Origin of the sequence: Sutcliffiella rhizosphaerae (assembly GCF_917563925.1) — a bacterium.
Lineage (GTDB): Bacteria > Bacillota > Bacilli > Bacillales > Bacillaceae_I > Sutcliffiella_A > Sutcliffiella_A rhizosphaerae.
This window is the reverse complement of the sequence record NZ_CAKJTJ010000015.1, coordinates 14409-35409: the sequence shown is the minus strand read 5'-3', so window position 1 is coordinate 35409 and position 21001 is coordinate 14409. Positions and strand designations below refer to the sequence as shown.

General features: G+C 35.6%; 26 protein-coding genes. 21 read left to right on the top strand and 5 right to left on the bottom strand.

Annotated features, from left to right (window positions below; genetic code table 11):
• The first annotated feature begins 3 nt into the window (after window positions 1-3).
• The 9 genes from LRP81_RS13740 (at window position 4) to LRP81_RS13700 (ending at window position 8217) form a co-directional block, all read left to right on the top strand.
• Window positions 4-720 carry a 3-oxoacid CoA-transferase subunit A gene (locus LRP81_RS13740; protein ID WP_230502016.1) on the top strand — a complete coding sequence of 239 codons (717 nt, stop codon included), beginning with the start codon at window positions 4-6 and terminating at the stop codon, window positions 718-720.
• A complete protein-coding gene (locus LRP81_RS13735) occupies window positions 690-1328 on the top strand; it encodes a 3-oxoacid CoA-transferase subunit B (RefSeq protein WP_230502014.1) in 639 nt (212 codons plus the stop codon). The genes LRP81_RS13740 and LRP81_RS13735 overlap by 31 nt, the downstream gene beginning before the upstream one ends.
• A 59-nt stretch (window positions 1329-1387) precedes the next feature.
• Complete coding sequence (locus LRP81_RS13730) at window positions 1388-2659, top strand: peptidase (protein WP_399207748.1); 1272 nt, start codon at window positions 1388-1390, stop codon at window positions 2657-2659.
• A gap of 193 nt (window positions 2660-2852) precedes the next feature.
• Window positions 2853-3740: a putative beta-lysine N-acetyltransferase gene (gene ablB, locus LRP81_RS13725; RefSeq protein ID WP_230502011.1), complete on the top strand. Its 888-nt coding sequence runs from the start codon at window positions 2853-2855 to the stop codon at window positions 3738-3740.
• A gap of 10 nt (window positions 3741-3750) precedes the next feature.
• Entirely contained in the window at window positions 3751-5130 is a 1380-nt protein-coding gene (locus LRP81_RS13720) for a sigma-54 interaction domain-containing protein (protein WP_230502009.1), read from the top strand.
• A 227-nt stretch (window positions 5131-5357) separates the two neighbouring features.
• Window positions 5358-6779, top strand: a complete 1422-nt coding sequence (gene kamA / locus LRP81_RS13715; protein WP_230502006.1) for a lysine 2,3-aminomutase — start codon at window positions 5358-5360, stop codon at window positions 6777-6779.
• A 15-nt stretch (window positions 6780-6794) separates the two neighbouring features.
• Complete coding sequence (locus LRP81_RS13710) at window positions 6795-7073, top strand: YokU family protein (protein WP_230502131.1); 279 nt, start codon at window positions 6795-6797, stop codon at window positions 7071-7073.
• A 58-nt stretch (window positions 7074-7131) separates the two neighbouring features.
• Window positions 7132-7350, top strand: a complete 219-nt coding sequence (locus tag LRP81_RS13705) for a YozE family protein (RefSeq protein ID WP_230502005.1) — start codon at window positions 7132-7134, stop codon at window positions 7348-7350.
• A gap of 159 nt (window positions 7351-7509) precedes the next feature.
• Window positions 7510-8217, top strand: a complete 708-nt coding sequence (locus LRP81_RS13700) for a hypothetical protein (RefSeq protein WP_230502003.1) — start codon at window positions 7510-7512, stop codon at window positions 8215-8217.
• On the opposite strand, the gene LRP81_RS13695 is transcribed toward LRP81_RS13700, so the two are convergent.
• Entirely contained in the window at window positions 8206-8364 is a 159-nt protein-coding gene (locus LRP81_RS13695) for a hypothetical protein (RefSeq protein WP_230502002.1), read from the bottom strand. The two genes, LRP81_RS13700 and LRP81_RS13695, sit on opposite strands and share 12 nt — an antisense overlap.
• A 176-nt stretch (window positions 8365-8540) precedes the next feature.
• On the opposite strand from LRP81_RS13695, the gene LRP81_RS13690 reads away from it, so the two are divergent.
• On the top strand, window positions 8541-8708 hold the full coding sequence (locus tag LRP81_RS13690; RefSeq protein WP_230502000.1) for a YozD family protein: 168 nt from the start codon (window positions 8541-8543) through the stop codon (window positions 8706-8708).
• Window positions 8709-8786: 78 nt separating this feature from the next.
• Here the strand turns inward: LRP81_RS13690 and LRP81_RS13685 are convergent, their stop codons facing one another.
• Window positions 8787-9896, bottom strand: a complete 1110-nt coding sequence (locus tag LRP81_RS13685) for a DUF2515 family protein (protein ID WP_230501998.1) — start codon at window positions 9894-9896, stop codon at window positions 8787-8789.
• Window positions 9897-10059: 163 nt separating this feature from the next.
• Here LRP81_RS13685 and LRP81_RS13680 point away from each other — a divergent pair, with 163 nt between their 5' ends.
• Window positions 10060-10374 carry a hypothetical protein gene (locus LRP81_RS13680; protein WP_230501996.1) on the top strand — a complete coding sequence of 105 codons (315 nt, stop codon included), beginning with the start codon at window positions 10060-10062 and terminating at the stop codon, window positions 10372-10374.
• 147 nt (window positions 10375-10521) lie between these two features.
• Here LRP81_RS13680 and LRP81_RS13675 read toward each other — a convergent pair whose 3' ends face one another.
• Window positions 10522-10665 (bottom strand): hypothetical protein, encoded by a 144-nt coding sequence (locus tag LRP81_RS13675; RefSeq protein WP_230501994.1) that lies wholly within the window; start codon window positions 10663-10665, stop codon window positions 10522-10524.
• Window positions 10666-10926: 261 nt separating this feature from the next.
• Here LRP81_RS13675 and deoD point away from each other — a divergent pair, with 261 nt between their 5' ends.
• From deoD to LRP81_RS13660, 3 genes are all read left to right on the top strand, one after another.
• On the top strand, window positions 10927-11631 hold the full coding sequence (deoD, locus tag LRP81_RS13670) for a purine-nucleoside phosphorylase (protein WP_230501992.1): 705 nt from the start codon (window positions 10927-10929) through the stop codon (window positions 11629-11631).
• A 137-nt stretch (window positions 11632-11768) separates the two neighbouring features.
• A complete protein-coding gene (locus LRP81_RS13665) occupies window positions 11769-12161 on the top strand; it encodes a secondary thiamine-phosphate synthase enzyme YjbQ (protein ID WP_230501990.1) in 393 nt (130 codons plus the stop codon).
• A 114-nt stretch (window positions 12162-12275) separates the two neighbouring features.
• Complete coding sequence (locus LRP81_RS13660) at window positions 12276-13136, top strand: M15 family metallopeptidase (protein ID WP_230501988.1); 861 nt, start codon at window positions 12276-12278, stop codon at window positions 13134-13136.
• 254 nt (window positions 13137-13390) lie between these two features.
• Here LRP81_RS13660 and LRP81_RS13655 read toward each other — a convergent pair whose 3' ends face one another.
• Entirely contained in the window at window positions 13391-14122 is a 732-nt protein-coding gene (locus LRP81_RS13655) for a ZIP family metal transporter (RefSeq protein ID WP_230501987.1), read from the bottom strand.
• 128 nt (window positions 14123-14250) lie between these two features.
• Here LRP81_RS13655 and LRP81_RS13650 point away from each other — a divergent pair, with 128 nt between their 5' ends.
• On the top strand, window positions 14251-15363 hold the full coding sequence (locus LRP81_RS13650; RefSeq protein ID WP_230501985.1) for a hypothetical protein: 1113 nt from the start codon (window positions 14251-14253) through the stop codon (window positions 15361-15363).
• 304 nt (window positions 15364-15667) lie between these two features.
• On the opposite strand, the gene LRP81_RS13645 is transcribed toward LRP81_RS13650, so the two are convergent.
• On the bottom strand, window positions 15668-16141 hold the full coding sequence (locus LRP81_RS13645; RefSeq protein ID WP_230501983.1) for an Hsp20/alpha crystallin family protein: 474 nt from the start codon (window positions 16139-16141) through the stop codon (window positions 15668-15670).
• A gap of 198 nt (window positions 16142-16339) precedes the next feature.
• Here LRP81_RS13645 and LRP81_RS13640 point away from each other — a divergent pair, with 198 nt between their 5' ends.
• The 6 genes from LRP81_RS13640 to LRP81_RS13615 all read left to right on the top strand — a co-directional run bounded on the left by LRP81_RS13640 (window position 16340) and on the right by LRP81_RS13615 (window position 20884).
• Entirely contained in the window at window positions 16340-16933 is a 594-nt protein-coding gene (locus LRP81_RS13640; RefSeq protein WP_230501981.1) for an alpha/beta hydrolase, read from the top strand.
• A 202-nt stretch (window positions 16934-17135) separates the two neighbouring features.
• Window positions 17136-17477 carry a YojF family protein gene (locus tag LRP81_RS13635; protein ID WP_230501978.1) on the top strand — a complete coding sequence of 114 codons (342 nt, stop codon included), beginning with the start codon at window positions 17136-17138 and terminating at the stop codon, window positions 17475-17477.
• Window positions 17478-17493: 16 nt separating this feature from the next.
• Entirely contained in the window at window positions 17494-18159 is a 666-nt protein-coding gene (bshB2, locus tag LRP81_RS13630; RefSeq protein WP_230501976.1) for a bacillithiol biosynthesis deacetylase BshB2, read from the top strand.
• Between the two features lie 134 nt (window positions 18160-18293).
• Window positions 18294-18866: a DUF2812 domain-containing protein gene (locus LRP81_RS13625; RefSeq protein ID WP_230501974.1), complete on the top strand. Its 573-nt coding sequence runs from the start codon at window positions 18294-18296 to the stop codon at window positions 18864-18866.
• 15 nt (window positions 18867-18881) lie between these two features.
• Window positions 18882-19421 carry a hypothetical protein gene (locus LRP81_RS13620; protein ID WP_230501972.1) on the top strand — a complete coding sequence of 180 codons (540 nt, stop codon included), beginning with the start codon at window positions 18882-18884 and terminating at the stop codon, window positions 19419-19421.
• Between the two features lie 173 nt (window positions 19422-19594).
• The gene (locus tag LRP81_RS13615; RefSeq protein ID WP_230501970.1) at window positions 19595-20884 is read left to right on the top strand and encodes a phenylacetate--CoA ligase family protein; all 1290 of its coding nucleotides are present in this window, start codon (window positions 19595-19597) and stop codon (window positions 20882-20884) included.
• The last annotated feature ends 117 nt before the right edge of the window (window positions 20885-21001 follow it).

Below are 21001 nucleotides of genomic sequence, written 5' to 3'. Positions count from 1 at the left end.
CAGGTGGAAAAAGTGGATAATCGTTTTCAAAAAATAGTTGAAGTGGAAACATTACATCAGTTTTTTTATGACAACATGACCATAATGTTCGGTGGATTTGGTGGGGTCGGAACACCGCCAAGACTTGTAGACCTTGTATTAGAAACTGGGGTGAAGGATTTAACGCTGATAGGAAATGATGCTGGTTTTCCTACGATTGGTATTGGAAAAGTAGTCTGTGCAGGAAGAGTTCAAAGGTTGATAGCTTCACACATTGGTTCAAATCCAGAAGCAGGAAAGTTAATGACAGAAAATAATCTTCAAGTGGAATTTTCTCCCCAAGGTACCCTTGCAGAAAGAATTAGGGCAGGAGGAGTAGGGCTTGGTGGAATTCTAGTGGATGTTGGTATTACAAATGAAATCGTCACCAAAAACAAGTCATTAGTAAAAATTAATGGTGACAACTTTATTATTGAAATGGCTTTGACTGCAGATGTTTCTGTTGTGTATGCCAAACAAGCAGATCCATATGGAAACTTAGTTTTTGACAAGAGTGCCAGAAATACCAATCCATTGGTAGCGATGGCTGGAAAAACTACCATTGTTGAAGTAGAAGAATTTGTTCCTCTTGGCCATTTAGATCCAGAAGCAATTGTGACGCCTGGCGTTTATATAGATTTTATGATCCAAAGTAAGGGAGTGAACTGGAAGTGGGTATGGGAAAAGACATACGGAACTTGATTGCAAAAAGAGCGGCACAGGAGATTTCAGATGGGATGGTCGTCAATCTTGGTATTGGCATCCCTTCATTAGTTCCAAATCATCTTTCATCAAACATACACGTTGTTTTTCAGGCAGAAAACGGTGTACTTGGTATGGGTAGCACACCTGATCCTGAAAAGGAGGATGAGAACCTATGCAATGCAGCAGGGTACCCAGTAACACTTGTTAAAGGAGGTTCTTATTTTGATAGTGCATTGGCCTTTGGAATGATTAGGCGAGGAAAACTGGATATAACTATACTTGGTTCATTACAAGTGAGTGAAAAAGGAGATTTAGCCAATTGGATTGTGCCAGGAAAAAGGGTGCCAGGAATGGGAGGAGCGATGGAATTATCTCAAAAAGCAAAAAAAGTCATTGTACTAATGAGTCATGTAGACAAATCTGGTCAAGCAAAAATTGTGAAAAAATGTTCATTGCCAATTACTACTCCTAGCTGCGTGGATATTATTATCACCGATTTAGCAGTAATGGAAATAACAAGCGAAGGCTTACACTTAAAAGAATTAATGCCGGGTATCTCGTTAAATCAAGTAATAGAAAAAACAGAAGCAAATTTGATGTACTAAAGGAATTCCCCGTCACGTTAAAGTGGGTTGAGAACTAGACTATTGGTGAAGGGATGAAGGTGATGAGTTATTCCGAAAAAATAACAAAATATATGCAAAAAAGGGAAAGTTATGCTATTAAACTACTCCAAAAACTTGTCCAGGAAAAAAGTATTTCAGAGCATGAAAGACAGGCACAAGCAATTGTTATCGAGACTTGCAGGGAAATTGGAATGGAAATTGATATTTGGGAACCAGATATGAAAGAATTGAGTACCCATCCAAATTTCGTTTCAAGTCGAAAAGACTTTCATGATTCACCGAATGTAGTGGCAAAGTGGAGTGGAGCAGGTGGGGGAAAATCAATCATCTTAAATGGCCATATCGATGTAGTGCCAGAAGGAGACATGAAGCAATGGCGTAATGATCCCTACGATGGAAAAGTGGAAGATGGAAAAGTGTATGGGCGTGGATCGACAGACATGAAAGGTGGAAACGTAGCGTTATTGATGGCGATATCTGCTATAAAGGATTTAGGAATCAAGTTGAAGGGAGATATAATCTTCCAAAGTGTCATTGAAGAAGAAAGTGGAGGGGCTGGTACCCTGGCAGCAATAGTACGTGGCTATAAAGCGGATGCGGTCATAATACCTGAACCGACTAATATGAAAATTTTTCCGAAACAGCAAGGTTCCATGTGGTTTCGGATTAACATAAAAGGAAAAGCAGCTCATGGGGGTACAAGATATGAAGGAGTTAGTGCCCTTGAAAAAGCAACTCTTGTAATAAAAAAAATCCATGAACTTGAACAAAAACGTAACAGTGAAGTTTCTGATCCATTATTTAAAAGTATCTCAATTCCTCTACCCATCAATATTGGGAAAATAGAAGGAGGTAACTGGCCATCATCTGTTCCTGACCTCGTTTTAATGGAAGGGAGAATTGGTGTTGGTCCACACGAAACATTGGAAGATGTACGAAAAGAATTGAGTGAAGCCCTTGTTTCACTGGAAGAAATTGATCCATGGTTAAAAGAAAATCCAGTTCAATTGGAATGGTTCGGAGCCCAGTGGGTACCTGGATCAATAAAGGAAGATCACACATTTCTCAAGTTACTAGAGTCAAATTTTGAAAAGGTTACGGGACAATCACCAACCTTAGAAGCTTCACCTTGGGGTACAGACGGAGGTTTGTTTACAGCTTTATTAAATACACCCACAATTGTTTTTGGACCAGGTACTACAGAGGTAGCCCATTATCCTAATGAATATATTAAAATTGATCAGATGATGAAAGCGGCTGAAATTATTGCTTCCCTTTTAATAGATTGGTGTGAAATTGCTGAAAAATGATCTCCTGTCGCACAGGAGGTTTTTTAAATAGGTTCGGTAACTGAAGTTAGAAGACAGGATCTAGCTTCAGCACGCCGTAAGAAAGAAGGAAATCCTTTGGTTTGGTGAATATTTAAAGGTGTAAAGTAACTTTACTTAAATTAAATAGGGGATTTTTCAATATAATGGCGAAAGGGTATATAGGGGGGATAACATGACAAACAACAATGGGGAAAATCTAATTGTTTCAACGGAATCTTATTACTTATATGGATATAGAGATCTTCATAACAAACGACTTAAAATTGAAGACTTCAGAGGAGATGTTTTAAACATTATCAACCAAATACAATCATGGGGCAATGATTCAAATGTTGAAAAAATAATTATCAAAACAAGAAAAGAATTCGTCAAGCAGCTGTTAGAAGTTGGTTTCTTACTGGAAGCTGTCGTACCGGGATATTTTTTAGGGAGTGACATGTACTTTCTTTGTAAATATAATTCATCAGAAAGATATAACAGTGAATGGTGGTGTGATGAGGATACGATTCTAGGAAATGTAAGAAATAGGGAAAATAAGGGACTGAATAATTTGGACTCTTCACTTATTTTGAGAATAGCTACTAAGGATGATGCGGAACGATTATCTAACTTTTATTCTTCTGTTTTTAGTATATATCCTGTACCAATTGATCAGCCATCTTATATAGAGGAACAAATAGATACGGGAACTATTTTTATGTTGATGGAAGAGAAAGGATATATTATCGCTGCAGCCTCAGCTGAAATAAATAACACGTATAAAAATGCCGAAATAACGGATTGTGCAACTTTACCTGGAAATCGTAAAGGCGGGTACATGAATCACATCATACGCTCTTTAGAAAAGGAGCTATTGAATAAGCAAATATATTGCAGTTATTCGATTGCCAGGTCTTTATCATTTGGGATGAATGCGGTTTTACAAAATCTTCATTATACTTATACTGGAAGACTTAAAAACAACTGTTATATCTTTGATAAGATGGAAGATATGAATGTCTGGTATAAAGATTTAACTAATAAAAATGCCAAAAACTTGGCAATCTTAGACGGAAATTAGGCGGTCTATTATGAACCAGACTCAACCACTATCGAAAGAAATGATAATAGCTATTTTGGATGGAATTGATGAGGCTATTCACGCTGTTGACCAGAATGGTTACTCCATTTATTACAATAGAGTTGCTGCAAATTATGATGGCATGAAGCAGGAGGAAGTATTGGGAAAACATATTCTTTCCGTATTTCCGTCCTTAACAGAACAAACTAGTACACTTTTGAAGGTCTTAAAAACTAAAAAAGCCATCTATCATCAAAAACAACGCTATGAAAATCAAAATGGGCAAATATTAGAAACTGTTAATACTACTATTCCTATTATGTCCGGAGAGTCACTTTTAGGTGCTGTCGAAATAGCTAAAAATTATGGACAATTGAAATTGCTATCACATAAATTAATGGATTTGCAATCAAAAGTATATAAAACTTCGACGACTAATATAGAAGCAACCTTTGAGATCCCTTATTCTTTAAAGGATTTTATTACTGATGATAAAGAGTGTCTCCAGATTATAACACAATCAAAATTATTTGCAGCATCCTCATTACCAATCGTCATTTTTGGTGAAACTGGCACGGGAAAAGAAATTATTGCACAGGGTATCCATAAGGAATCTCCAAGAAAGCTAGCCCCGTTTATTGCCCAAAATTGTGGTGCAATACCAGAAACATTGCTAGAAAGTATATTATTTGGAACAACAAAAGGAAGCTATACAGGTGCTACAGAAAGAGCAGGGTTATTTGAAATGGCAAATGGCGGGACTCTTTTTCTAGATGAAATGAACTCTATGTCAAAGGAACTTCAAGCAAAGTTGCTCCGAGTACTTGAAGACGGTTTTATACGGAGAGTTGGCGGCACAAGTTCTTTGCGAGTGGATGTAAGAATTATTACGGCAATGAATGAATCTCCTGAAAAATGTGTGGAAGATGGGAAGCTGCGTTCAGATCTTTATTATAGACTTAATACATGTTCGATCCATATTCCGCCATTAAGAAATCGCCCTAAGGATGTATCATTATTAATTCATCACTTCCTAACTCAACAAAGCCAAAAAAATATCCAACCTGAAGTGGAAGAACTTTTAAAGTCCTATACATGGCCAGGAAATGTAAGGGAGCTATTAAATACATTGGAATATTTGAGTTTAGTTTCAAAGGATGAAGCGATATCTTTTTGCCATCTTCCTTCTAAATTTCAGAACACTTCAGTGAAAAAAAAGGATGGTAGAAACAGCTCTTTAAAATCCATTCTACAACAAACAGAAGAAAAATTAATTAATGAAGCTTTGGTAAAAACGGATGGTAATGTATTGCAAGCAGCAAAACTTTTGGACGTTCCAAGACAAACACTTCAATATAAGCTTACAAAGATAAAATCGGCAGGAAAGTGAAGAATGATAAGCAATTCCCCATATCATAATAGTTCTTAAGTTCATATTGTCAAGAAAGTATAAATCAGTTTTAAAGTAAATGGACATAAAGTGCGCTTGGAAAATGCCGAAAAATTGGCAGCTAAGTGTAAATAACAAGTTCTCCTCTTTTTTCATATATAAGTAATAGCTAGGTGATAGATAGTTGGCACAGTTATTGCATGTGAAAAGGAAAGGGAGGAGATAGAATGAAAATGGATTTATACAAGCCTACCAGACACTGGAAAGATATAGAGCTATGGCAAAATGTTTCAGATGAACAATGGAATGATTGGATATGGCAACTCACCAATACAATCCGGACCCTAGAAGATTTAAAGAAGGTCATCCATCTCACACCTGAGGAGGAGGAAGGTGTGAAGATTTCTACCAAAACAATACCACTCAATATCACACCATACTATGCTTCGCTCATGAATTCAGACGATCCACGGTGTCCAATAAGAATGCAGTCTGTTCCCATATCAAAAGAAATATACAAAACGAAATATGATCTTGAAGACCCACTACATGAAGACGAGGATTCTCCTGTACCAGGGCTGACACACAGATATCCAGACAGAGTGTTGTTTCTTGTTACAAATCAATGCTCTATGTATTGTAGATACTGTACGAGAAGGCGGTTCTCAGGGCAAATTGGTATGGGAGTACCTAAAAAACAATTAGATGAAGCAATAGCATATATCGCAGCAAATGATCAAATTAGAGACTGTCTCATTTCTGGAGGAGACGGACTACTCATTAATGATCAAATACTGGAGTATATTCTAAAAAATTTAAGGGCAATTCCACATCTCGAAATTATCCGAATTGGAACAAGGGCACCAGTCGTATTTCCACAACGTATTACGGAAAATCTATGTAATATCTTAAAAAAATATCACCCTGTTTGGTTGAACACACACTTTAATACATCCATTGAAATTACAGAAGAATCAAAGCTTGCTTGTGAAATGCTTGTAAACGCAGGAGTACCAGTAGGCAATCAAGCGGTCATATTGGCCGGAATAAATGACAGCGTACCAATTATGAAAAAATTAATGCATGATCTCGTAAAGATCCGTGTCAGACCATATTATATTTATCAATGTGATTTATCAGAAGGGATTGGACATTTTCGTGCTCCAATATCCAAGGGATTAGAAATAATTGAAGGGCTCAGGGGACATACAAGTGGGTATGCAGTACCAACTTTTGTGGTCGATGCTCCTGGTGGCGGAGGGAAAATAGCCGTGCAACCAAATTATATTATTTCGCAAAGTGCTAACAAAGTCGTACTACGTAATTTTGAGGGCGTAATTACTACTTATCCAGAACCGGAAAATTATGTACCTGGAACTGCTGAATCATATTTTGGCCAAATATATTCTGATATGGAAGCAAAACGCTCAAACATAGGTATTGCTTCCTTAATGAATGATTCTCAGTTTAACTTAGTACCAGAAGGCCTAAATAGATTGAATCGTCGAAAAGACTATGAAACAAATCCCTCGCATGCTTCATTAAAAGATAAACGCGATAAAAGAGATGAGTTAAAGGAGAAAAAATACCAAGCACAACAAAAAAAATATAATACTGTAAATGAAGAGAATAAAAGTGAAAGCAGCTAAGGAGGGAATTGCATGATAACATGTGAATGGTGTCAAAGTAATGATGCAATTCAATCTAATAGTACTGTTTATTGGGAGCTGCCAGACGGTACGAAAGCAATAACCATCACAGGAACACCTTCTGTTGCTTGTTCTCTTTGTGGCATGGAATACCAAAAAGAAAGCATAACAAAAGAAATTGAAAATCAATTGTTTCTTATTGATACTACGAAAATCGAGACAGTTCTTTCATTTGAAGAATTGATGGGAAAACCTAGATTACTAAAGAGAAACTATTTCGATTTCAGTAGTTAAAGCTTGTTCGTTTTCCCTATTATCATGTAGAATGATAGAAAAACTGGGTGGGTCTTGAATGAATAAATCATTTTATCACTACATGATGAAATTTCGCCATGCACTTAAAAAAGATGAAATCAGCACGTTTGCTAATCATGCATATGATGATCATGCTTTTCCAAAAAACTCGGTAGATTATCATGAAATCAGCAGTTACCTGGAAATGAATGGGCAGTATTTAGATAGTATGTCAACTTTTGATAAGGCTTGGGAATTGTATAAACAGGATGTTTGAGTTTTGTAGCACGTACTCCAGTTTGGAGTACGTGCTTTTTATGTTTTTTCCAATCGCACAATAATATGACTTTTTACTTTAGACCTTTAGCGATTTGCTCATTAACTGCATATACTACATTACTACAAAAGCCATAGTGTTAAACGAGGAGAAATAGTGATGGGAAAGAATAGGAAACCTAATAAACCCAAATATAAAATTGGTGACATTGTTGTCATTACTATCTATGGTACTGTCGGTAAAGTAACGGACATGAAGCTAATAGATGGTGTGTACGTATATGAGGTAAATTCCAGTGAGGGGTTGTACCAGGAAGAAACCTTGGCATTTGTTTCGGAATATGAAGGAAAAGTTCTTATTACAGAGCGATTGGATATAAAGTATTTATATTTCATCGGAGATATTGTCCATGTAGCCGGGTATGGAAAAGAACTATTCAAGATTGTTGGATTTCGCACAGAAATATGGAGATACAAAGAAGATTCGTGGGAAGATATCATTTATGAAATGACAAGATTATCTGATGGTGAGTGGCTGGAGGCTGGGGAGGAAGAATTGACAATGGTTGTCCATCATGAACACGCAGAAATCCTTATTCATAAATTGGGCTTATCCTACATGTTCAACAAAGAAAATACAAGCTTGGAGTTGTATAATCCGATGACAGGTTCAAACAAGCATTATAAAAAAGAAGAATACTACAAAGAGTATCAGAGAATTATTGACGGATTGTTGGATGTGTATAACGATTATAAAGTATTATATGAAGTATTCGGTGATGAAGAATACAAAGAAGTGATGCTGCTTGTGATGAAAAACCTAAGAAAGTACATGGATGGCAAGAAACAAGGTCAGTTAGAGAAATGAATAGGAAAATTGAAAAAGTAAGTAAAAGAAGCATGGAATCCCAACAATAGTAGTTAATAATACAATTTTATCGGATAGTTTATCTAATATTGGTAATAAAAAATCTTCGTCTCCTAATTTCTCAATATCGGACATAAAGTTCTTCATAATGGGATCTCCTCCTAGCGGATGCTTGTCTTTTTCCCAATGTATGACTTTTATTAATTAAATATGCCAGAGATTTTTAAAACAATGATAGCAATTAAACATGCTATTGGATTAATATAGATAGTAAGACATATATCTATGACGATTTACATAAACCTTTATTGAGGGGTGATATTGTGAAAGAAATCGAGGTAATTATTGATACAGAGGAGATCGCCGAGTTCTTTTACAATGAGCTGGTAAGGCGGGGATATGTTCCAGCTGAGAGTGAGATTGAGGATTTGGCGGATATCACGTTTGACTATCTATTGGAAAAATGCATTATTGATGAGGAGATTGAATAACATCTCTGCTTTTCCAAACACCACCTAGGTATGACATGAATAAGGAAGTCACGGCGAGCTATCATTCTCGTCGTTTTTTTATTGGGTAGAAAAAATCCCATGTAATTCTGTCATGCCAGATAGCTTGATTAGGTTTTTTTTATGAACATTGTCCATTTCAATGACTTCTGCCTTTTGAGGTAAGGAGAGCAAACTAATAATATGATCAGGATGTGTAAACCAGTCTTTGGGAGTGGAACTAGGATGGTGTACATCTTGCCATACTATTTGAAGAGGGGGACTAAATATCTTATGGCTGTTTTTATGGATTGAAAAGATTTCGGGATAATAATCCGATCTTGACCCTGTATGGATGGAGCCGTCACAAAACTGAATGGCCCCTTTTTTCACAAATTTTTTAAAGAGAAGACAATATAATTTTTTTCCTACATCAATTCTAGTTATAAGAGAGGAAAACTGATCTACTATAAGGCCAGTTAAAAAAACTGACGACCCTTTATGATAAGGGAAAAGTACGAGGGTGAAACCTAATTTCTCTTGGAGTTGAAACGTAAAATTACTTAGAACTTTTTGCTGATAAAAAGGGTTTCTTAGTAGATTTTCTTCAATCAATGATTGTTCGTTTATTATGAGAGCTACAGTTAGTAATTCTTTGTTGCTTGTTTGAAAAAACTGATTCCAAACAGGCTCCATAAAAGTAGATACTTTCAACAATGGTAAAAGGTGAAAAAGTGATTTTTCCCTTTTTTTGCTCTCTTTCCAAATTAATAATTGTGGAAAAGCATCTTTAAAAATAAGATAGTTTGCTTTTTCTAAAAATCGAAATAAAATTGCGGTAGTTTCATAGGAAAGCAGAGAAGAAATATGGCTTGCTTTCAAATCTGTCATATTCCAGCCTCCGTTTCGAGAGACCATATGAGCTAAAAATGCCCAGTGTACTTCTTCATGCTCTTTGAAAAAGTCTAGGTAGGCATTAGTTCTTGTAATGTTGTTTCTATTGTGCCTAATTGTTTCCTCCCTAATAGTAACAAGCAATTTCCTTTCCTCGATTGTCGGTTTTATTTCTTTTTTTTCACTTTGCCAGTTCTTAGTTAGGAACTCGACATCTGCAGATGAACATATTTGATTATACTGAAGTGGGCTATTTTCAACTTTATTGGAGAAAGAAGAAAACCATTTCGAAAGCATAAAATCACCTCGCATTATTGTATGAAAGGTAATATATAATCATGAAGAAACTTTTTTCGTTTATTTTTTTTCCATTCGACAAAACAATATGTTTTTTGATGAAGGATTCGACACAGTGAGTTGCTAATATTCTATATAGATTAATCGCTAAGGGGTGAAGAGAATGTTAGCACTTAAAAGAATGATTAAGATTGGTGATGGGGATTATGATGTCACCATTATGCAAACACCAAACTATGGCGAATCAAAAGGATATGTACCTGTTTTTCGTTTAACGATTGAAGGCGGAAGTCATGCCGAAGTAGTAAATAAAATTTATAAGAAATTCAATGTAACAGACAGCATACCAAAGGCGTACTCAGGCAGATTTATAGCAACAGGCGATATTATTATGATTGATGAAGGAACATTGGGAATTTCGTATTACAGACTGGAATTTGGGGGATGGAAGAAAATAAACCGAGTGGCAATTAGATAATTTTAGAAAATCTGGCTCTATAGCCACCTAGTAATATAATAGGTTTAAATTTCAGACTCACTTGTTGTATCATTTATTCGGCTAGAGTATGAGCAAACACTTCTATTATAAAAGGGCAAAGGATGGCTTTGCCCTTTCTTTTCGTTATTATTGATGGTTTCCTGGGCCATTTTTGCGTCCTTTAGGTGAATACTCTTTTTCATGTGCAATTTGTTCAGCTTCAATAGCTTCTGGAGGGATGTGGTTGTTCTTTTTTTGCCCATTAATTCGGTTACGATGTTTTTTTCCCATTATGATTCCTCCTTATATTTTAACTTTGTTTCTTATTACGCTTAGAGGTATGTGGTTGCGCTGTTTTCTGCTTTGCTTGATCTATTTTTTCCTTTGAAAATCACCTTCAGGTTTTGAATTGCTCACTACAGGATTAGCTTTTGCTGAAAAAGGAAAAGAATGCGTTATTTCGCGAGAGATTCTTTTGTAACATGGGTAATATATGGTATAGTAGTCTTTGTTGTAAAATGACAACGGTAAGTTTTATTAGGAGGTAACAAAATGAGTGTACATATTGGAGCAAAACAAGGGGATATTGCAGAAACAATACTGTTGCCTGGCGACCCATTGCGTGCAAAATACATTGCGGAAACTTTTTTAGAGGATGCAGTTTGTTATAACGAAGTAAGAGGAATGCTCGGCTTTACCGGGACATATAAAGGTGAACGCATTTCTGTTCAAGGAACAGGAATGGGAGTTCCATCTATCTCTATTTATATCAATGAGTTAATGAACGAATACAATGTACAAAATTTAATTCGAGTTGGAACATGTGGAGCCATTCAAAAGGATGTTAAGGTGCGGGACGTTATCCTTGCAATGAGTGCATCAACAGATTCACAGATGAACCGCTTGACTTTCGGTGGAGTGGATTATGCACCAACTGCTAATTTTGAACTTTTGAAAAAAGCATATGACGTTGGAGTGGAAAAAGGACTTAACTTGAAGGTTGGAAACGTGTTTACTGCCGACATGTTCTACAACGATAATGGAGAACTAGAAAAATGGGCTAAATACGGGATACTTGCAATCGAAATGGAATCAGCTGCACTTTATACATTAGCTGCGAAATACGATCGTAAAGCGCTATCTGTTCTTACAGTAAGTGACCACATCCTGACAGGGGAAGAAACTACGTCCGAAGAACGCCAAACTACTTTCAGTGATATGATGGAAGTTGCTTTGGAAGCTGTCACGAAAAAATAAAAGATCTAGAAATAGTCCTTGAGTTCAGCTCAAGGGCTATTTTAATTAAGTTCTTAAGTCTAGGATTAAAGCAAAAAAGTTTACGAAAAAGGTCAAAGGGAAAGAATTTGTATAGTTTCCAACGAGGAGGAATACTGATGTTTAAGACACTTACAATTAATACTTCTAACCGGGATGAATGGCAAGATATCACAAAAGAAGTAGAGGAAAAGCTAAGAATGTCAGGGATATCAGATGGCATAATAACAATATACTGCCCACATACAACCGCTGGAATTACAATTAATGAAAACGCAGATCCGGATGTTGTTTCAGACGTAATCATGAGGTTAAACGAAGTATATCCATGGGAACATCCAAATTACAAGCACAGGGAAGGTAATACAGCTGCGCATTTAAAGGCTATGACAATGGGAAGTTCACAGCAAGTAATCGTGCAAAATGGAAAGCTTATCTTAGGAACATGGCAAGGAATATTCTTCTGCGAATTCGATGGACCTAGAACTAGGAAAGTTCATATTTACATATAAGATACAGCATAGTCAAATTGATAAAATCTTTTACGAAAAAACGGATAAGTGTTAAACTTATAAATAGCTTATATAAGGCTGTATTTTTTCAGTATAACAAAAAGGTGATAGGTAATGAAAAAGAAACATTTTTCCGCTTTCATGATATTAATGCTTTTAACTGGTTGTACAAAACCGGTAGAAGATATTAATTGGAAATTTTGGGAGTACTTTACGAATGGGACTCAGGAGGAAGGGATTGAAGTAAATGATCCTGAGGAACAAAATGTAGAGGAACAACCAGTAGAAGAAGTACCAGATGAAGAACCTGAACAAGATTTACCTGAAACAAATGATGAACAATTTGTATTGGCAGACCCATTTTTTACTGTCTTAAATGATGAAAAAATAATTGAGAATACAGATAATATATTAGTACTTGTTAATAAAAATCAGTCATTACCAACGGACTATATTCCTAAGGACCTTACGATTCCGGACGTTCCTTTTTCATTTGAAGGGGACTATGAAAAAAAGTATCTCCGTAAGGAAGCAGCGCAAGCCTTGGAAAGCCTATTTACAGCTGCTGAAAAAGACGGGATAGAGATTTTCGCAGTTTCTGGATATCGCTCCTATGAAACCCAAAATAGCATTTATAACTCCTACATAAAAAGATGGGGAGAAGAAAAAACAAATGCTGTATCTGCAGTTCCAGGTCATAGTGAACATCAAACTGGCTTGGCCATGGATATTTCCAGCCATTCCGCAGCACTTGATTTGACTGAAGAGTTTGGAGAAACGACTGAAGGTAAATGGGTAAAAGAACATGCAAGCGAACATGGTTTCATCATCCGCTACCCAGAAGAGGGCGAGCCAATTACAGGATATCAATACGAACCCTGGCATTTAAGATATGTAGGAAATGAAGTTGCCGCATACATGTACGAACATAACTTAACACTTGAAGAATTTTTTGATAGAGCAATTAAACAATAAGATTTAATAGGGGGATCAAAAAGTCAGTAAAACTGATTATTTTGATTCTCTTTTACATTACATACAGACGAATAAAAAAGTAATGAGATTTATGCAGGAAAAAACTTGAGAAAGTCTTAAATCATGGGGAAGCACGGTAAAAAGAGGAATCAAAATCCGGATGAAGACAAAAAATCATGAGAAAGTCGGATAAAAAGGTCATCATAAGCCAAATATTTATTTTTCGCCTCATTCTTGTGATATAAGACACCCATTTAAAGTATTCCAGCCGATAAGATATAAGAACATAGAAGTCCGAGTGCAGTTAGTAATCCGACAATTGGTCCTCCTTCTTCAAAGGCTTCTGGCATCATCGTTGATGCCACCATGGCAATGATGCCCCCTGCTGCAAGGCCGCTTACTAGATACATGTAGGATTCATTTAGTTTACTAAATAGAACATAACCGAAAAAAGAACTTAATGAAGTTAATATAAGCACAAATGTCCACAGATAAATAATTTTTTTGGGAGAAAATCCGTCTTTTTTTAGACCAACAGAACTTGATAATGCTTCTGGAATATTGCTAATAAATATGGCAAGTACAAGAACCCAGCTAACTGTATTTGATTTAAGAATGCCTACTCCAATTATGATCGATTCAGGGATAGCATCGATTATAGAACCTATAAATATAGCCATTCCAGAATGATTTTCTAGCTTTTGACGAGAAAGCTTACGATCTTTTCCACCTTTTTTACTGATTAATAATTCAAAGCATGTAAATATTAACGCTCCTATTATAAATCCAAATATGACATAACTAAATCCAATTTCTTTTTTAATTTTTCCCAGCAATTCAAATGATGCCGCGCCAATCAAAACTCCAGTACCAAATGCCATAATATATCCTGTTACTCTCCTTGGAACAGGAATGAATAATCCAGCAAGTGCCCCGATAAGAAGTGCCCCACCAGCAACCATCCCCCAAAATAATGCCTGTAACACAATATTCACCCTACTTATATTAGTTATGTATATTACTAATGTGTACGAAAAAAAATTCAACATACTTTATTTCTTTAATTCACACAATAAAGATGGTAAGCCATTTTGAATATTGAAGGAGGGTATGTATGAAAAAGCAATTTTGGTATTTAATGTTATTTGTTTTTATCTCCATATTTTTTGTAAGCGAAAAAGGGCCAGCTGCTCAAAAACAAGATGATGTTTATCAAGTTCAAACATCATTGGAATCTAGTTATCGAACCGAAATGCTGATTCCTAAAATAATAATAAAAGCAATTAAGAAAGGGAAGTGGGAAAAGATAACCTACCCAATTCCACCAACAGATGTTTTTGTTTCAATTGATGGCAAAACTAAATATGCTATAGATCATCAGATGAATATATATGATTTGAAAAAAAAGAAGGTCATTTTAATACTTCCTTCAAAAGTAGCAAATCAATTATCAAAAGATATGAAAAAATTATATAAAGCACATTATGGAACATTAATTACATGGAATGAAGCAAATAAAGTCCTGCCTAAATACAGTACTTTTAGAGTGTTGGATCTTGACACTGGGAAGACATTCAAGGTTCAAAGGCGGGCAGGGTCATATCATGCTGATGTACAACCATTGACACATGAAGATACAAAAATAATGAAACAGATTTATAAAGGAACTTGGAGTTGGGATAGACGGGCAATAATCATACTGTCAGGTGAAGAAAAGTACGCTGGATCCATGCATGGAATGCCTCACGGTCAAGGTGCTTTGCAAAATGGTTTTCCTGGCCATTTTTGTATTCATTTTCAGGATAGTATCACCCATAAATCTAGGAAAATGGATCATGCACACTCTATAATGATTAAAAAAGCGGCAGGTGAATGGTTAGATCACACAGAAAAACTGTCTCCACCTGAAATAGTAGATGCTGCAGTACTATCTGTTCATCAGCATGACTGGTTTATTCTCGCTTCCATACTAGATGATAAAAATCGTGAACTTTTTAGAGAAAATATTAAAACATTAGAAGATATTGAAGTAATAAAAAGAGTGTCAGACTTTCCTGATACACATGACCATGATACAAAACTATATATACCAATCACAGTTAAACTTTACTTCCAAAAAGATTCATCTGGTGCAGAATCCAGAATGGTAACATTTAAAATATACCGGGCTTCATTAGAAGAACCATGGACTATGGACCTAAAAAATCTAATTGATCAATTGAAATAACATATTTCCCATTAATTACTTTGGTTCTCAAAACCTTTTACATCAAATAAAGAAGGCATGTTCAGCCTTCTTTCAGACTGTTGACAAACCCAAATTATTTGTAGACTTGCATTTAACTGTTGATCTTCGTTGCAGACGCTTCGCTTTCCGCGGGCGGTCCGGGAACCTCCTCGGGCTTGCGCCCTGCGGGGTTTCCCATGTCCCTTCCTCCCGCAGGAGTCTTCGCGTCTTTCACTACGATCAACATAGGAATCGCGATAACATAAGAAAAGTACCTTTGTCTACACACTGAAAGAAGGCATGTTCAGCCTTCTTTATTTTTTCGTTTGTTTTTATCTATTCGTTCAATTGGGAGTTTCGTAACAGGAATATTCGTTTCTTTTTTGAGTGTGATTTCTAATATCCCGTCTTTATATTGTGCTTTTGAGCTATTTACTTTTACCATACATGGAAGAGGTATTGATTGTTTTTTTCCATTACCATCCACATCATCCAAAAAAACTGTGTTACAGGAATGAGATGTCTTTAATTTTCTCAATATATCCTCAGATTGTATAGGTATACGAACAATTATATCTTGATGAGTTTCAAAAATTTTTGGGTCATCATAATTTGACTTCTTCCTTTTTTTCTTCCCTTGTGCATGCTTTAACATTTCAAACGATTGAGCAAAAAAATCAGTATTATTTAACATTTGATGATTGAGAGGAAGTTTACCTTTCATTGATTGGGATAACCATTTTTCTACATCTGGCTGCTTTAAATAATCATCTTTCATATAATCTTTAGGAAAGGGAAACATTTTGTTCCAAGGTATCACATGATATCCCCCTTTAAAATTGTTGATACTTTACTTTATTCACTCAGTGATATCAAGGTTAATGAAGATTAATTGACGGGGTTACTTTTTTCTACTATACTAAAATTATCTCGAAATCAAGATATATTAATATATAAGGTAAAGGAGGATAATTCAATGAAACACATTTTTAAAAAAGGTTCTGAAAAAGTTCTCCTTTTGTTGCATGGTACAGGAGGGACTGAACAAGATTTACTTCCAATAGCAGAAATGTTAGACGAAGATGCTTCTGTATTAAGTGTAAGAGGAAACGTTTTAGAAAATGGTATGCCACGATTCTTCCGCCGATTACAAGAAGGAGTATTCGACGAAGAAGATTTGATTTTTCGGACGAGAGAACTGAATGATTTTTTAACAGAGGCTGCAGAGAAATACCAATTTGATCGTAACAATGTTATCGCAGTTGGCTATTCAAATGGCGCCAATATAGCAGGAAGTTTATTATTTCATTATTCCAATTCCTTGAAAGCTGCGATACTTTATCATCCAATGGTTCCACGAAGAGGAATAGAACTTCCAAATATGAATGGTGTAAAGGTATTTATTGGTGCTGGAAAGAATGATCCAATTTGCCCGGCTCAGGAAACAGAGGATCTGAGTGAGTTGCTAAATACATCAGAAGCGGATGTTACCGTACACTGGGAATACCAAGGTCATCAATTGACTGCAAGTGAAGTACAGGCTTCGCGAAAGTGGTATGAGAAAATTTAACTATAATACTAGCAACTTGTAAAAAAATTGCAAAAGTCTTTTATCCCCTAGGAATGAATTAACCTAAACATTTATAGGGGATATTTTATGCTTTTTGATCTGGCTTTTCTGTTATTTTATAGTCCAACTTGAGCAAAGCATTTTCTTTCCAACCAACACTGTATTACACTATATAAAAGAAATCATTTAAACGGAGGACACAATGAAGCTTATTGATCAAAAACTTGTTCAAGATCAATTAAACCTATTCGTGAACAGTAATGTGTTTGTTCATCTAGAGACAACTAACGGTGCTTATGCTGGTCATCATGGAACAGGACAAACTGTCGGAGCATTTATTCGAAACGTTCCATTATCGTTTGAGCGTGCTAAAATAGCTGGTGCCGGTCCTTTTCGTATTGGGCTTAAATTAGAGCATGGCTGGATATACGCAGAGGGTTTAACTCATTTTGAAGTTGATGAAAAAAATCGTCTGCTTTTAGCTGGGTTAAATCCTCAGGGTAAATTAGCAGTTGCCTTACAGATCAGTGAAAATCCATTTTAGGTAGGAGTGAGAGGTAATGGAGCCAGAAAGACATGTACTTGTTGTGTTTCCACATCCTGATGATGAAGCTTTCAGTTCTTCAGGAACCATAAAGCAGTTTACTCAGAGTGGGGTACCAGTTACCTACTTATGTGGAACTTTAGGACAAATGGGAAGAAATTTAGGAAACCCACTTTTTGCAAACCGTGAAACTTTGCCAGCCGTACGCAAGCAAGAATTAATAAATGCATGTGAAGTCATGGGAATAAAAGATTTGCGTATGCTGGGTCTTCATGATAAAACGATAGAATTTGAAGATGAAGAATACATAGCTGATATAGTGGAGAAAGTTATTCATGAGTTAAAGCCAAGCTTAGTGATTACTTTTTATCCGGGACATGGCGTGCACCCAGATCACGATGCGATGAGCAATGGAGTGAAAATCGCAGTTTCAAGACTCCCTGAACAGGAAAGACCTACTATATACGGCAAAGCAATACTAAAAAACAGTGTTGAATTAATTGGTCATCCGAATGTCATTATTGATATTCGTTCTGTAGCAGAAGAAAAACTAAAGGCAATAAAAGCACACAAGTCGCAAACGAGCGGTTGGGTGGAGTTAATGGAAAAACAGTTACAAGAAAATGCCCCAGAAATTGAAGAATGGCTTTACAGGGAGACATTCTGGACATACGAAGTTTAAGAAGTGTAGTAACAAACCTAAAGGCATAAATGTCTTTAGGTTTATTTTATTTATATATCCCCATTATTCACCTTGAAAACTAAATTAAACCAGTATATTGTTAATCATATAATGAATTTAGGAGACTATTAGTCATGAAACTAAAAAGAAAAATATTATGGCTAGAATTATGGAAGATTGAAGAACAGGAAGCGTGGTTTTCCTATTTAGCAACAAAAGGATATGTTTTAAAACAAGTAACAAAGTTATACGCCATCTTTGCAAAAGAACAGCCGCAGAATATTACATACAAGATTGCAGTCGATACTACCACACAGAAGCCATCTGATTTAACAATAAGTGAATATAAACAATTAAGTTGGGAATATGTCGCGTCTAGGGGCAATCTGCATATCTATAAGAATGGTTCATCCAATGACAGTTTCCCCGCTATCAATCAAATAAGTTCCTTGAAAAAACTGCGTAAAAAACTAAAAGTTAGAACAGTTGCCATTCTCTGTTTATCTATTCTAATAATTATTCTACAAACTTATATGATGGTAATAGAACCGATAAAAAATTATACCGAAGATGCATTCTTATCACCCCTATTTATTATTTCTATTTTTATTTTAGTGAATATACAAATGTGGAGTGGCGTTAAACATTTAGGTAAATTAATAGTAGAAGCAGACACCAATAATTTATTAGTGAATAAAGCAGTTTAGAAAGGAAGTTATTATATGAATAAAGCAATAGGGATTATAATCTGTATTAGTTTTACATTCCTCATCTTTCATACTAGTTCTTTGGTAAAAACAGTTTTCACCCATCAGTATCCACCGATTCCAGCAGGTAAACTTCCCATAATAACAATAGTAGACATAATGGATGATTCATTAAGAAATATAACGGTCGAGGATAACGGTAGTTATTTTAAGGAATCTTCCAGTTTAATAGTTCCGATCCAATATGAGTTGAGACAAGAGTTTTTTCTAGACGCTGATAGGGAAAGCTCCATGTTATTTTCTAAGAAATATCAATTAATTAGTGAATTTTTGACAAAGTCTTTTACTCAACAATTATTAAAATACCATGAGGGAAATGGGCAATACCAAAAAATTAACGACGACTTCTTTCATGATTTATATGTATCTGAAAGTCAATTGTATGATACATACTCAGTTATAGCCCGAAAAGATAAACAAGTGTATGTGGTTATTTTCAATGGAGAAGTGACGATTGACGCTCTCATAGAAGCTGTTAAACAAAACACTGAATAGAAATACAGTATTTCAGAGTCGCTTTATTTAGCGGCTTATTTTTCATGAGTTAATTTCAGAATTTTCTGTTGACAATATATCTGGTCAAGAGTAATTTTAATATGTCTTAGAAAATCTGTGACGAAAAATATACAAGCAATAAAAAAGTCGTTATAAAGGAAAGGTGAGTACATTTGACTTTACATGAGGTAGAATCAATTTCTGCAGAAAGTATGAGACTTCTTCAGTTGAAAAGATTGCAGCAAACAGTAAAACATATATACAAAAACGTCCCTTTCTATCAACAAAAACTTTTCGAACAAAATCTTACTCCATCAGATATACACTCCATTGAAGACATTCAAAAACTACCGTTTACTACAAAAAATGATTTAAGAGAACATTATCCATTCGGACTTTTTGCCATTCCTCCAAAACAAATTGCAAGACTTCATGCATCTTCAGGGACTAGCGGAAAACCAACAGTAGTAGCATATTCCCAAAAAGACATTGACATGTGGGCAGATATAGTTGCTAGAGCCATTTACATGGCTGGAGGAAGAAGTGGTGATATTTTACACAATTCTTATGGCTATGGACTGTTTACAGGGGGATTAGGGCTTCATTACGGAAGTGAAAGACTCGGGATGATCACTGTACCAGTTTCAGGTGGGAATACAGAAAGACAGATTCAATTAATACTTGATTTTAAGCCTTCGATAATTTGTGGAACTCCTTCCTACATACTAAATATCGCAGAGAAAATGGAGGAAATGGATATAAACCCTAAATCTACATCCTTACAATATGGGATATTTGGTGCAGAACCATGGTCTGAAGAAATGCGAAATACTTTAGAAACAACTTTTAACATAAAAGCTTGTGATATATATGGACTAAGTGAGGTTATTGGACCAGGTGTGGCGATGGAATGTCACGAAGCACAAAACGGCCTACATGTGGCAGAAGATCATTTTTATGTGGAAGTGATTGACCCTAAAACGGGAAAAGTATTGTCAGAAGGACAAAAAGGAGAACTGGTTTTCACTTCTCTTACAAAAGAGGCGATGCCTATCATTAGGTACCGTACAGGAGATATAGCCTCCATTCAAAAAGAATTGTGCAAATGCGGTAGAACGACTACGAAAATGTCAAGAGTAATGGGAAGAGTAGACGATATGATGATTATCAGGGGGGTAAATGTATTTCCTTCTCAAATTGAGCATGCACTTCTTCAAATTGATGGGGTAACTCCTCATTATCAAATATTGCTTACGAAAGATAATAATTTCGACATGTTAGAGGTTCAAGTAGAAACGAATTATCCAGTAGAAGAATGGAAGAAACTAGAAAAAAACATTACTCAATCCCTTCGTTCAGCTTGCTATGTCAAAGTCCGAGTAACGGTTTTACCGGAGAAATCCATCCCACGTTCTCATGGTAAAGCTACTAGGGTAATAGATAAACGAAGAATTAACGTGTAAATATTTCAGAAATTTCTGAGTTGATAATCATATAACATTAATATATAATAACGTTAAATAAACGTCATAAATAGGAGGCGGCAATTTTGACTAATCAGGTATCGTTTGACCGCTTAA